General features: G+C 34.1%; 16 protein-coding genes. 7 read left to right on the forward strand and 9 right to left on the reverse strand.

Annotation, left to right across the window (positions count from 1 at the left end; genetic code table 11):
- Positions 1 to 15: 15 nt before the first annotated feature.
- Positions 16 to 2,133, reverse strand: coding sequence for a DNA helicase RecQ (gene recQ, locus F0362_RS13880; RefSeq protein ID WP_149889827.1), 2,118 nt, complete (start codon positions 2,131 to 2,133; stop codon positions 16 to 18).
- 274 nt (positions 2,134 to 2,407) lie between these two features.
- On the opposite strand from recQ, the gene F0362_RS30570 reads away from it, so the two are divergent.
- The 4 genes from F0362_RS30570 (at position 2,408) to F0362_RS13895 (ending at position 5,104) form a co-directional block, all read left to right on the forward strand.
- Positions 2,408 to 2,563: a hypothetical protein gene (locus F0362_RS30570; protein ID WP_000682737.1), complete on the forward strand. Its 156-nt coding sequence runs from the start codon at positions 2,408 to 2,410 to the stop codon at positions 2,561 to 2,563.
- A 684-nt stretch (positions 2,564 to 3,247) separates the two neighbouring features.
- Complete coding sequence (locus F0362_RS13885) at positions 3,248 to 3,871, forward strand: hypothetical protein (protein WP_000287721.1); 624 nt, start codon at positions 3,248 to 3,250, stop codon at positions 3,869 to 3,871.
- Between the two features lie 286 nt (positions 3,872 to 4,157).
- The gene (locus F0362_RS13890) at positions 4,158 to 4,514 is read left to right on the forward strand and encodes a hypothetical protein (protein WP_000606238.1); all 357 of its coding nucleotides are present in this window, start codon (positions 4,158 to 4,160) and stop codon (positions 4,512 to 4,514) included.
- 137 nt (positions 4,515 to 4,651) lie between these two features.
- A complete protein-coding gene (locus tag F0362_RS13895; protein ID WP_149889828.1) occupies positions 4,652 to 5,104 on the forward strand; it encodes a hypothetical protein in 453 nt (150 codons plus the stop codon).
- Between the two features lie 40 nt (positions 5,105 to 5,144).
- Here the strand turns inward: F0362_RS13895 and F0362_RS30945 are convergent, their stop codons facing one another.
- Positions 5,145 to 5,336 (reverse strand): hypothetical protein, encoded by a 192-nt coding sequence (locus F0362_RS30945; protein WP_073990641.1) that lies wholly within the window; start codon positions 5,334 to 5,336, stop codon positions 5,145 to 5,147.
- Positions 5,337 to 5,595: 259 nt separating this feature from the next.
- Complete coding sequence (locus F0362_RS13905) at positions 5,596 to 6,045, reverse strand: DUF6884 domain-containing protein (RefSeq protein ID WP_149889829.1); 450 nt, start codon at positions 6,043 to 6,045, stop codon at positions 5,596 to 5,598.
- Between the two features lie 316 nt (positions 6,046 to 6,361).
- Between F0362_RS13905 and F0362_RS13910 the strand changes: the two genes are divergently transcribed.
- Complete coding sequence (locus tag F0362_RS13910; protein ID WP_000789480.1) at positions 6,362 to 6,550, forward strand: DUF4017 family protein; 189 nt, start codon at positions 6,362 to 6,364, stop codon at positions 6,548 to 6,550.
- Between the two features lie 272 nt (positions 6,551 to 6,822).
- On the opposite strand, the gene ppaC is transcribed toward F0362_RS13910, so the two are convergent.
- From ppaC to F0362_RS13930, 4 genes are all read right to left on the reverse strand, one after another.
- Positions 6,823 to 7,752 (reverse strand): manganese-dependent inorganic pyrophosphatase, encoded by a 930-nt coding sequence (gene ppaC, locus F0362_RS13915; protein ID WP_000416867.1) that lies wholly within the window; start codon positions 7,750 to 7,752, stop codon positions 6,823 to 6,825.
- Positions 7,753 to 7,903: 151 nt separating this feature from the next.
- Positions 7,904 to 8,569 carry a lytic polysaccharide monooxygenase gene (locus tag F0362_RS13920; RefSeq protein WP_000753783.1) on the reverse strand — a complete coding sequence of 222 codons (666 nt, stop codon included), beginning with the start codon at positions 8,567 to 8,569 and terminating at the stop codon, positions 7,904 to 7,906.
- Between the two features lie 372 nt (positions 8,570 to 8,941).
- The gene (locus F0362_RS13925; RefSeq protein WP_000915556.1) at positions 8,942 to 9,457 is read right to left on the reverse strand and encodes a DinB family protein; all 516 of its coding nucleotides are present in this window, start codon (positions 9,455 to 9,457) and stop codon (positions 8,942 to 8,944) included.
- A 157-nt stretch (positions 9,458 to 9,614) separates the two neighbouring features.
- Entirely contained in the window at positions 9,615 to 10,118 is a 504-nt protein-coding gene (locus tag F0362_RS13930; RefSeq protein ID WP_001245264.1) for a GNAT family N-acetyltransferase, read from the reverse strand.
- Between the two features lie 106 nt (positions 10,119 to 10,224).
- Between F0362_RS13930 and F0362_RS13935 the strand changes: the two genes are divergently transcribed.
- Positions 10,225 to 10,866 (forward strand): HD domain-containing protein, encoded by a 642-nt coding sequence (locus F0362_RS13935; RefSeq protein WP_149889830.1) that lies wholly within the window; start codon positions 10,225 to 10,227, stop codon positions 10,864 to 10,866.
- Positions 10,867 to 10,927: 61 nt separating this feature from the next.
- Complete coding sequence (locus tag F0362_RS13940) at positions 10,928 to 11,221, forward strand: ribosome small subunit-dependent GTPase A (RefSeq protein ID WP_149889831.1); 294 nt, start codon at positions 10,928 to 10,930, stop codon at positions 11,219 to 11,221.
- On the opposite strand, the gene F0362_RS13945 is transcribed toward F0362_RS13940, so the two are convergent.
- Both F0362_RS13945 and F0362_RS13950 read right to left on the reverse strand, forming a co-directional pair.
- Positions 11,218 to 11,583: a carboxymuconolactone decarboxylase family protein gene (locus F0362_RS13945; RefSeq protein WP_000431413.1), complete on the reverse strand. Its 366-nt coding sequence runs from the start codon at positions 11,581 to 11,583 to the stop codon at positions 11,218 to 11,220. The genes F0362_RS13940 and F0362_RS13945 overlap by 4 nt on opposite strands.
- A gap of 124 nt (positions 11,584 to 11,707) precedes the next feature.
- Positions 11,708 to 13,198, reverse strand: coding sequence for an alanine/glycine:cation symporter family protein (locus F0362_RS13950; RefSeq protein ID WP_000413791.1), 1,491 nt, complete (start codon positions 13,196 to 13,198; stop codon positions 11,708 to 11,710).
- Between the last annotated feature and the right edge of the window lie 63 nt (positions 13,199 to 13,261).

The following is a 13,261-nucleotide window of genomic DNA, read 5'->3' on the forward strand; positions in this document are numbered from 1 at the left end:
CCCCTTTATATGTCTCTACTTTCTTATTTGTAAATAAGCACGGATCATAAAGTAACTCACTTCATTTGGAAGCTGTTCTTTAATAGATTTCAAACCACCTTCTGCATTTTGTACAGCAGTTTCTATAAGAGATTCATACTCTTTTGGTACAAAACTTTGCCAATCTACTTCCATCCCATCCTCAAAAGAGCGAATTAAATGGTTTTCAATTGTTTGTCTTGATAGATCACGTTCTTTTGCAATCTCATTTAGGTCAATTCCTTGTTTATACATTTCATACGTTTCCAAATGAGAATTCACTGAAGCTTTTCCTGATTTTTTACGCTCAGAAACAACTTCTGTCTTAATTGTTTCTACATAGTTTGGATTTTCATCAATAAAATGCTGAACTGCTTGTAAGAAGTGCGAGCCATACTTCACAAGTTTGTGTTCTCCAATACCTTTTACTGTTAACAGTTCGGAATCATTTCGCGGCATTTTGGCACACATATCTTTTAATGTTTGGTCAGAGAAAATAACGAACGGAGGTACACCTTCTCCTTGTGCGATTTCTTTACGTACTTCACGCAACACTTCAAATAAAGGATGATCTTGGACGATTTGTCTCGTCTCTACTCGTTCTTTTCGTAGAACATTCTCATTACCAAGTAATACTTCTTTCCCTTTTCCCGTTACTTTTAATGTCGGATACGTACCATGTTCAACTACAATTAACTCATCTGAAATTAAAAACTCTATAAAGTCACTCACTTCTTTTACACTACGGTTTGATAAAAGGCCATACGTTGGTAAAGTATGAAAATTAAATTCAATAACTTTCTTATTTTTCGATCCAGTTAATACTTGTGCAATCATTTGTTTTCCAAATCGTTGGTTCGTTCTAATCATACAGGATAAAACCATTTGTGATTCTCTCGTCACATCGATGCTCTCACGGTCATCCGTACAATTACCGCAGCGTCCACAATCTTCTTTCGGTTCTTCTCCAAAGTATTGCAAAATGAATGATTGTAAACATTGTTCTGTATGACAGTAATCAGTCATATTTTGCAATTTTTCAAGTTCATTCGAAAAACGTGATTCTCCTGTTGATTGATCAATTAAAAAGCGTTGTACTTGCACATCTTGAGAAGAATATAACAAAATACATTCACTATCTAATCCGTCACGACCAGCACGCCCTGCTTCTTGATAGTAACTTTCCATATTTTTTGGCAGCTGATAATGAATAACGTAACGAATATTCGATTTATCAATACCCATTCCGAATGCAGATGTCGCTATCATTACACTTACTTCATCTCGTAAAAAGAGTTCTTGTTGCTCATTTCGATCATGATCACTCATACCAGCGTGATATTTTGATACCGAAACTTCCGCTTTCATTAAATCTTCATACAACTGATCAACTACTTTTCTAGTAGCTGCATATATAATCCCTGATTCCTTTTGATTTTGACGAATATAATCCGCTAAATAAGCATTACGATCCTGTCCTTTAATGACAGAAAATGATAAGTTCTCACGCTCAAAAGTTGTCATAATTGTATTTTCTTGATTAATTTCAAGCGTTTTGCAAATATCATCACGTACTTGCGGAGTTGCTGTCGCTGTTAACGCTAATACGAGCGGTTTTTCTGGGAGATAATCTAGTATACGATGTATATGTAAATAACTTGGACGGAAATCATGTCCCCACTGCGAAATACAGTGCGCCTCATCAATCGCAATCATCGGGATTTTCATATCGATAAGTTGATCAACAAACTCCCTTGAATCAAGACGCTCAGGAGCGACATAAAGTAACTTATAATGCCCTTGTTTCGCTAATTGAATTCTATGATTAGCTTCTGTCATTGAAATAGAACTATTAATATACGTAGCGGATATACCGTTTTGTATTAGTGTATCTACTTGGTCTTTCATAAGTGAAATCAAAGGTGATATTACTAACGTCGTTCCTTCGAATACTAATGCGGGAATTTGATAACAAATTGACTTACCTCCGCCCGTAGGCATAATGCAAACTGTATCTTTCTCCTCTAATACATTTTTAATTGTTTCATCTTGCCCTCTTCGGAATGACGAATAACCGAAATAAGACGCTAAAAGTTCTTGTGCTTTTGTAAACAAAAAAGATTCACCTGCTTTTCTTTATCTTTCATCTACTTCTATTATATCATCACTTATGCGACTTGAAAGCGATGAATAAGTGCTTATTATTTTTTCATTATTCTATATTTCACCTCGTATTTAATATTAATTAGCATCGGTGTTTTGTATGTTTCACAACATTTAAAACATACATCCATTACACATGAAGAAAGCATTTCAATTTAAATATTCATTTTATTGCCCTTTCTTGAATACTACTAATCGTATACATATAAATGCAGGAGGTTATTATATGAAGCATCGTAATATGAGTTCCATCAAAGCAAAAACAAAACAACTCCAATTCTCTAATAATGATGCGTGGAAATATGAATCATATTATAAGTACCAGCCATTATTTTCTTATAGAAATTTTTTTGATTTTCTTTCTCAACTTTTTAGACGTTAATATATGCGCAAAAAATAGATCATCCACAGAAGTTTTCTCAATATGAAACGTATAGACTTACTACAATTCAGTTGCTACCATATATAATAATCTGTTGGATAAACCCCTTAAGTTGACCTGCTCATAATAGCAGGTCTTTTTCATGATTACATATTTCTGTGCACTTCAATTTCACTTCCAAGTCTTTTCTCCATTTTATAACCAGATTTAAATCCCAACAATTCATGATAATCATAAAAAGTAAAATATAAATTGTTCACATGTAATTATGCAATTCTTTTTTCTCAATACACAAAACGCATTTTACTTGTTACTATAAAAGTAATCCAGATGAGTTTTTGCTCATCTACATTATCTAGTTAATGGGGCCTGCCGCGGGAAGCAGGTCCCTTTGACTTTATTAAAGTTCCATTTTTATTTGGACACATTTACCAGGTTTTTTTAAAAGAATTTTATGATAATATTACGTAGTCGAGTCCGACATCTCGGCAATACCCTTTAGAGGCTCTGCAACTTCCCTTGCAGAGCCTCTTTTACTTTATATTCAATTTATTTATATATATCACAACATCATTTATCGAATTTCTCCATTTCAAATTACCTGAAAATTATCTAGGACACGTAACTAAAAATAAATCTTTATCATACTTTGAGTTATACATGTTCAAAGGAGTGTTACTTTTTATGTATTCTTATTGGCAATCGTATTACTCCCCCTATCATAACCCTTATGTAAACTATGATTTATCCGTACGTAACTACCGAATAAGTAAAAACGAGAATTTTTTAAAAGGATATATGCGTTCTTTATGGGAACAACACGTCGCTTGGACGAGATTGGCTATTATAAGTATTGTCTTTAATTTACCCGATGTTAACGTTACTGTTGGACGGCTTCTACAAAACGCAACACATATGGGACTATCACTTGAGCCCTTCTATGGCGAGGATGCAGTAAAGAAATATAGTGCATTAATTAAAGATCATTTAGTAATTGCAGCCGATCTTGTGAAAGCCGCAAAAGCTGGTGATCAAAATGCAGCTGCCGCTATAGAGAAGAAATGGTACGCTAATGGTGATGAAATTACTGAATTTCTTCACAGTATCAATCCATATATAGATAAAGAGGAATTTAGAAAAATGTTTTATGAACATTTAGCACTAACGAAAGCAGAAGCGCTTGCCTTCCTAAATAAAGATTATGAAGCAGGAATAAAACTTTACGATAAAATTGAAAAAGAAGCATTAGAAATGGCCGACATGATAACAAACGCAATCGTAAAACAATTCCCGCAAGTATTTCAATAAACTGAGACGTTAACCAGTGATGGGTTTGTACATCCCCACCGATTACTAACCCAGACCAATCAGGGTTTCACGAGCATTTTATCTCCCGCCTAACTTCTCTACTTAAGCTGAATTTCAAGGTGTGATTCTTACTTCTCGTCAATGCGGGATAAAAATAAGCATAAGCCGATTTCAAAAAAAAATCGGCTTATTTAGCTTTCTCTCAATGTTATTTCGCCTCTCCTCTTTACATTTAACGTATATCGATATATTTTATTTATATCCGTTTTTTATAGGAGGAAATAGTTTGATTAACGCCATTGGTCTCGTATTTATACTCACAAATAAACACGAGAAAAAGAAGAAAGTGTATTTGAATGAAAAATTTGCATTAATAGACATTATTGATTCTAAAGAGGTAATTGATGATGAAGGTAACTCATTAGTAGAACTCACTTGTAAATACAGTATATATTTAGATGAAAAATACTACTGTAAATCTCTCGATGATTATACTGGACAAGTATTCCCCTTTTTAAGCGCTAAAATAGGAAAAGGACTTCTTAGAAATTTAAATTATTACTTTTCTTACGTTGATGCCTATGATAAAAAACCACCTGTTAAAGAAATAAGACCGCTTATGAAACAAGTAACGAACAGATAACAATAATCATTCAAAAAAGAAAACATCTAACTTCTGATGTTTTCTTTTTTGAATCAACAACTTGTTGCCTTCTATCCTCTTCTAAATGTATGTATCCAGGCATACTTTAAATTAAAAACATTGGAGGATTAGACTGAATGAAATACTCAGAAACAATTGTTAGTAAAAGACTTCGAACACTAAAAATGTCTAGTATGTTTATCATGCTAGTTTTAATCGCCTGGCTTGGATATACAAAATTACTTTATGAAAATGGATTTCTTCAAGAAAAAAAGAATTCAGTAGAAGTAATGAATACTAGCATTACAGGAGAAATTGAACAGATTTTCCATGTGAATTTACAAGGTTATCGTAAAACAAACATTGATGCCGTTATAGCTGAAAGTAAAACCGAACCGAGCGAACTATCCTTACTTGAGCTCGTTAATACATCTTGTTCACGAGATTGCATAAGTGAACCAATAACATACGTAAACGCAAACAATGGCTATATTTTTTATAAAGAATCTGGCGGAACTAATGTAGCTATAAAAATTAAAAAGCGAGATACATGGGAAATTGAAAAAAAATTAGTTCAAGATGGAATATAAACTCATAAAATAAAAGAGTACGTAAAGTACTCTTTTATTATTAATACCCTTCCTGTTTACAATGGCATTTTTCGCAATCACACTTCGGCTTTTCCTTGCAACGACACTCGTCACAATCACATTTCGGTTTCTCTTTGCAGCAACATTCGTCACAGTCCCTGCGTTTACATCTACATCTTCCAAACATTAAATCATCCCAAAATGAACGTCCACAATGACAATGATTCCCCATGAATATGCTTCCTCCTCAATAGAATTCATAATATTCTATGTTTAAAAGTAGAAAAAGGCTTGTTTACTAGTCTATTTTCTACTTTTAAACAATAGTTTTTTAAGTATTACACTTTCTTAAAAATTTTCTATTAAATATTCGTAGGAAATATTGCAAATAAAAAAGCCCAATGCTTGGGCTTTACATTCATGTATATTTTCTTACTTCTCGTTCATAATAATAGGTAACTACTACGTTAACTAAATATGAAACACCACTACTATAGTTCCTTTACCTCCGCCACAGCTCCTTTCAACCTCTGCAGCATATACCCGATCCCTTTACATCCTTCTAACGGATATGTAATGATTTCTTCTGGATATAACTTTGTGACTTCTTTTTTATGCTTCTTTCCCGCAAGCAAAACAATTTCGTCAAACTGTATTAAACCTTTATCAATCATCTGTTTTTGTAGTTGCTCTATACTAATAACTTCATCACTCTTCGAATCAAATGCAAGATCATAGTTTTCTTGTACAATATCATTCGGCTTTAAAAATCCATGCTTTGCTGATAAAATAACCCAATCATCAAAAAACTCAGTTGCGTACGCCTGACATGCTTTCCCGAAAGGACTAATATATACATTCTTCGCCTCAGTAGGTCCATAATCTACATACTTATCCCAGATTTTCTTCTTTCCACATGGGATTATACATAATCTTTTCATCTATATTTTTTACCTCTTTTCTTCCTTATGTTAAATCAATTATTTCATACATTTCCCTCGCAAAATACTATATAATAATTCCAAACGTCACAATTGAATATTTTACCATATTTATATCGATTTCCACTCATATTTCACTTCTTTTCAGAAGCATAGTCCAATTTTTTTCGTTCTACATCTACGTAGTACACTGCACTCTTTACAAATATAATACTACTTCATAAACATTTTGTGAGCTTAATCTTTAAAACGAATCACAAAAATTTTAATATATGAATATGTTTATTTTATTGTTTTTTAAAGGAGGTGAACAATAATGAAAAATATTATCCCTGCACTATTCGTCTATTTTATCGTTTGTGTTATTGTTATGATTGTTCCAGCATCTGAAGGCTATAATTCTATTAGTTGGAAGTTGTTTGTTGGGCAAGCGTACGCAATACCCATTTTCCTCATTACTGCTGTTTTTACATTTTATATAAACAGGAAAAAGTCTTACGAATAAAGTGAAACTTTAATCCGTGAGGGTTTTCTTCATCCCCCACGGATTATTGGCCTTCACCAATCGGGCTCTTACGGACAGTTGATCCCTCACCTAACTTCTTTACTTTCGCTGAACTTTGAGGTAATGCTCTTACTGTCCGTTAATGCGGAATAAACAGTTATAAGGATAGCTAATGCTGTCCTTATTTTCATACCAGTATCCTATGTAACAAATAAAAAAGACAAGTAGCCATCCGACTACTTGTCCTTTTTGTTAATCAGTACTGAATAGTATTAAGCTTGGAATGCTTCAGTTAATACTGGTACGATTTGTTTTTTACGAGATACAACACCTTTTAATGTAGCTGTGTTGTTTTGTAATGTTACGTTGTATGCTTTCTCAACAACGTTTGCTGCTTTACCGATCGCAAGACCGACAGAATCGTTAGTTAAGATATCAGTTACAACGAATAAGAATAGGTCTAACCCTTTTTCTTCTACTACTGCAGAGATAACTTTTTCAAGTTCCGCTTGGTGTACAAGAACGTCGTTAGTATCGACAGCGTTTACTTGTGCAATTTCAACTTTCGCGTTAGCCATTTGGAATTCTTTAGCATCAAGAGAGATTAATTGCTCCATTGTTTTTCCGCTTAAGTCAGCACCAGCTTTTAACATTTCTAAGCCATAGCTATCTGCATCTACACCAGCGATTTCCGCTAATTCACGAGCTGCTGCTACGTCTTGTTCTGTGCAAGTTGGAGATTTGAATAATAAAGAATCTGAAATGATTGCAGATAACATTAAACCTGCAACTTCTTTACGAATTGTAACGCCATTTTCTTTGTACATTTTGTTTAAGATTGTAGCTGTACATCCAACTGGCTCACAACGGTAGTAAATAGGATCGCTTGTTTCAAAGTTAGCAATACGGTGATGATCGATTACTTCTAACACACGAACAGATTCGATATCGTTAGCACTTTGTTGACGCTCGTTATGGTCAACTAAAATAACGTTGTCCACTTCGCTTGCAACTGTCTCAACAAAACGCGGTCCTTCTACTTTAAAATAGTCTAACGCAAATTGAGTTTCACCGCTGATTTCGCCTAAACGTACAGGCTCAGCATTCATTCCTAATTCTTTTTTCAATTCTGCATAAGCAATTGCAGAACAAATTGCATCTGTATCTGGGTTTTTATGCCCGAAAACTAGTACTTTTTCCATGTTTTCCACCTCTTCATGAAAAGGATATCTTAAAGAAGCAAATATGACAATATTTAAACCCGAATTTTTTATAAATAATTGTACTTTCCTCTATATTTTTCATAAAAAAGATCATCTAAAATGAATTAGATGATCAAAATGTATATTTAATTTAAAATAGTGTAGGAACTTGCACTGCATTGTTAAATGCAAAATTGGAATTTAAACCATTATTCACAAGGTTCACATCAATAACTTGATAAAATGCATTTCCAGTGTCCGCAATCTCCCAAACAGCTAAAATAAGATGGTAGCCACTACGATCAGTTGGTACATTTGCTTCATGCGTTACTGTTGTCCCCGGTCTAACTCCGCCATCATTTTTCACATAGAACGGCACTATATCTAAACTAGACCTTGTTAAAGGCATATTTGGATTCCAATCCTTCTTTGTAATGTAGTATTTCCATTCTTTCGTACTATGAGGAGCCGTTAGTTTCCACTTGAATGTATTCGTCCCGCCGTTTAACGTAACTTTCTTCCACCTATCCACTGATTGAGCGTCTAAAGCAGGAAAATGACCAGCACCTGCAATTTGTCCATCAGAAGGTCCTAATTGCGGAAAGCCGCCTATTCCTTCTACACTTTGTGGTTCATATTGAACTGGACCGCAATTTACATTTACCCCTTGCTTACATAAATAAGATCGGCTCGCTGGTGATTCTACATACCCATGAGCTGAAGCCTTTTCTGAAAATCCAAATGTTAATAATCCCGTAAGTAATATCCCACCACTTAACATAACCTTTTTCATCTTTTGTAAACTTGTCTTTTTCATTCTTTCATCCCCTTCCCAAAAATGAAACGAAAATAACTATAGTTGCCTAGTCATCTTCTCTACATCCATTATAAGTGGAAGAGCATTACTAAAAGAACCCTCTAAAAACTTTCTCAAATTCGTTTAACTACAACAATATCAATTCTTCACGTATATTAATTACCAGTTATCACATCTATTATTTATTTTGTCGTTTTATTGTTAACTACTTACAATTATATATCACAGTGTAGCGCTTAAAAAAGTTTGATTACATTAACTCTATAAACCTGGATAAAATAATAAATAGAAAAAGTGGGTTTTGAAAAAGATTGATTATTACTTGATCCTTGTGCCATTAAAGCGTGCAATTACGAATTTGGCAAAGGTAGTCTAGTTATCAAATAGCCCTCTCCCTCTCAGATTTGCGGAAACTGGCTCCTTTCCTATCTCACGTGCCCATATAGATAACTGGCCGATATGATGGATTTCGTGGACAATGACATGACGTATTAACTCTCCGTTTGTACATTCAATGACTCGGCGCCTAATTGGTGCGTCTCTTGAGCTAATCGGCTCTTCCTTGAAGTCAGCTTTTGAAAGTTTCCGAGAATCCATTTCATTTGTCCAAGAAGTCACAAACGGCTTCACTTTCTCGTGGTATTGAGCTGAAAGATTTTTCACTTTTTGTAAGCTGGCATACTCTTCAAACACTGGTTCCTCAGGGACTGATTCACCGCGCAACCCTAAGATCCACATATATTCCACATCTACAATATGAAATAGGGTATGTAGTATACTGCCGAACCCACCGACCCGTTTCTTTACTAGTTCTTCAGCCGATATGTCTTCGCACCATGTAAACCAATCATCACGAACTTGCCAGTTATATTGAAACAGTTTCAACATCACAGCAACCTCCATCTTTTAGATTAACATTTACTATTCACCAAATGGCTTCAAAATCCCTATTTTAATACTACCTCTTAAAAACTTGTTAAACTCTTATATAAACTGGACTTCAAATTGAACGTTCAATTTGAAGTTAAAGAATGAAAAGAAAAAACTAAATCATTTTATAATAAATAACCGTTGCATCTAACTCACCATCCGGAGAAATTGCATACCCTGGTATTTTACCGGATTCTTGAAAGCCTAATGACTTGTACAATCTATTGGAAGGGTCTCCTTCTCTAGTATCTAATACTAAAAGAGATCTGTTTTCTAGTTTCGCTCTTTCCTCTGCTTTTTGCATAAGTGAACGTCCAATACCGTTACGTCTAAAATTCGGATGAGTCATTAACTTGCAAATCTCAGCTCTATGGGTCCCGTTAGGCTTTGTAACTAAATGTAATTGAACACTTCCTGCCACTTCATTGTTTATTTTAGCAACATACAATATTACTTCTGGTGCTAATACCGCTTGCCAATAATTTGTTGCTTCTTTTTGTTCCAGTGGAGGTAAAAAACCAATTGATGCCCCATCATCTACAACCGTTGTCAAAAGTTTAGAAAGATCTTCAATCTCATTTTCTAGTTGCTTCATTTCTTCAATTACTAAATTTCGCATTACTTTTCCCCCTTTTGTTTTCATTTTAACAATTTTTATAGCAGGAATAATTAAATATTAAGATGAAATTAATTAAGATACGATTTTTTAGAGAAAGGATCACTATATGAAATATATATTAGACAGGAAATACGCAAGAAAATTACTGGATTGGGCATATGAACAAAACCCAGGTCCTTGGTTCGAACATTCAATTCATGTTGCCAATGCAACTGAAAAAATAATTGTAGAACTTATAAAAAATGGGTATGACTTAGATGTTGATATAGAATATAATGCCGCTCTCCTGCATGATATAGGAAGATATAAAGGTTTTACTAAATCTGTTATTCATTCCTATGATGGTTACATGTATATGAATGATTTAGGGTATACAGGAAACGCCGTTATATGTGTGACGCATTCATTTCCTTGCAAAAATGAGCATATAGATATCGCAGCAGAGTGGAGCCTTGTTCCTGATTATATGAAAAGCCGGTTAATTGAAATATTGAATGAACATAGTGACTATGACTTATACAATAAAGTAATTACTCTTTGCGACGCTCTCGCTGATGCAGATGGTTTTACTACGCTTGAAAGAAGATTGGTTTCTGTTGGTTTACGTCATGGCACAACCTCTCATACTTCGTTACATTGGAAAGGATTCTATACAATTAAGAATGAATTAGAATCTTTAATTGGGAAGAGCATATACACCCTTCTCCCTGATGTAGAGAAATCAATTTGCAAGAATACAGAATATTAAAACAATCATAACTTAAAAACGATACAATTTGTAAGTATGCTTCTAAAAAACTCATTTAAAAGTGGAGGGATTACTTATTAGTAAAATAGGATTTGACTTAATAAATCATGAAGGTAACTTAAATATTGGATATGAAGATATAGTTGATATCTCTAGGAAATGTAAATTTTCTAACTGTTCACATACAAATGAACCACAATGCGCGGTTAAAAAAGCCATGTCTGATGGAATTCTTTCTGAAGAAATATTTAAAAATTATTATAGACATTTAAACGAGGCACAATATGTTTCTAAGCAAAGAAATAAAACAAAAGCTATCGACTATATGAAGCAATTGAAACTTTTTCTAGTTTAATGACTTTGATTTTTTAATTCCACCATACACTCTTGTACTAAAGTTACTGCTTGACTCATTGCAGCTCCGCCAGCAAACGCGGTCGAAACACCACAAGCTTCTAAAATTTCTTTATCAGAACATCCTTGATCAATACATCCCTTTGTATGATAAATCGTACAGTATTCGTCTTGTGTTGCTAAACTAATCCCTAATGCAATAAGCTGTTTTTCTCTTTTAGTTAATGCACCCTCCTGAAAACACGCTTGTGTAAAAGCGTTATAGGTTTCTGCAATTTCAGGAATTTGTTGTGTGAAATTCCCAATACCTTCTTTGTAATGAAGTAATACATCATTTATAGAGCCAAATTGTTGATTTTCCATCGTATATCCTCCATTCATTTTATTTACACTTACTTTAGTATGAGATAAAATGAATGATATATACAAATACTCACTTTAAAAATAGAAAGAATTTTCAGTTTATTAAACTTTTAAATTTACACGTTTACAGTTTCAGCCCATCATCCACCGACATTTTTTCTTTAGAACTTTTCCTTTCTCCCTCTTTACTTCGCTCTTCCCAAATCGTTAAACCTTCCATTCCTACTTTTTTAGGATCAAATACTGGATCTTTCCCTTCTTTTTTCTGCGCCTCATAATCTTTTAACACTTTTAATGCGGTTTTGCTTAATAATAGGATTGCAATAAGGTTTAACCATGCCATACTACCGATTCCTAAATCTCCAAGATTCCATAAAAGTGAGGCTGATTCTACGCTACCGATGTATACCATAATTAAAAATCCAATTTTTAAAACTGGTTTTAACCATCCATATTTCAATCCACGATCTAAATAAGTGAGAGTCGTTTCTGCGATATAGTAATAAGCAAGCAAAGTTGTAAATGCGAAGAAGAAGATTGCGATTGAAATAAATATTGGACCAAATCCAGTCATAACAGTTTCAACTGCTTGTTGTGTATAAATAGGACCTGCTTCTACATTGCCTATATTTTGTACAATTGCACTTTTCCCTTCAGGTATAACATTGTACATACCTGTTATTAATATCATAAGCGCTGTCGCTGTACAAACTACAATTGTATCGATATATACAGAAAACGCTTGAACTAACCCTTGTTTTGCAGGGTGCGATACTTCAGCAGCAGCCGAACTATATGTTGCCTCTCCAACACCTGCAACGTTTGAAAACACCGCTCGCTTTACACCCCATGCAATTGCTGCACCAACGATCCCGCCAAACATTTCATTTACACCAAATGCACTTGAGAAAATTAAAGCAAACATACTTGGAATTTCTGTTACATTTGAAATTAAAATGATGCATGTAACAATTACATAGCCAATTGCCATAAAAGGTACTAACATTTGTGACACACCAGCAATTCTTTTTACTCCCCCAAAAATAATCGCTGCTAGTAACACAACTAAAAATATACCTGTTACATATTTACTAATACCGTTAGAGTTTTCAAATCCAACAGCGATACTACTCGATTGAATACCTGGTAATAAAACGCCGTATGAAAGTGTTACAACTACCGCTACAATGACTGCAAACCATTTCATTTTTAAACCTTTCTCAATGAAATATGGTGTACCGCCACGATATTCATTTCCTACTTTACTTTTATATACTTGAGATAATGTTGATTCAACAAATGCGCTAGCGGCTCCTAAAAGTGCCATCACCCACATCCAAAATACAGCGCCCGGTCCCCCAAAAGCTATTGCTGTTGCTACCCCTGCGATATTACCTATTCCAACCCTTCCTGATAGAGCCAAACAAAATGCTTGGAAGGATGATATTCCAGTCTCTGAACTTTTCCCTTCAAAAAGTAGCTTAATCATCTCTTTAAAATAACGAATCTGTAAAAAACGAGTCGCAATGGTAAAATACACTCCTGCTCCTAATGCGAAAACAACTAAACCTATACTCCATACTTGCCCCACTAACCACTCTACTAACTTTTCCATCCAAATCCCCCTTATCATTCTTTTGAAAAAGTAATTTTTTATATAAGAAAACGGACAACCTTT

Source organism: Bacillus sp. BS98, from assembly GCF_008432245.1.
GTDB lineage: Bacteria > Bacillota > Bacilli > Bacillales > Bacillaceae_G > Bacillus_A > Bacillus_A toyonensis.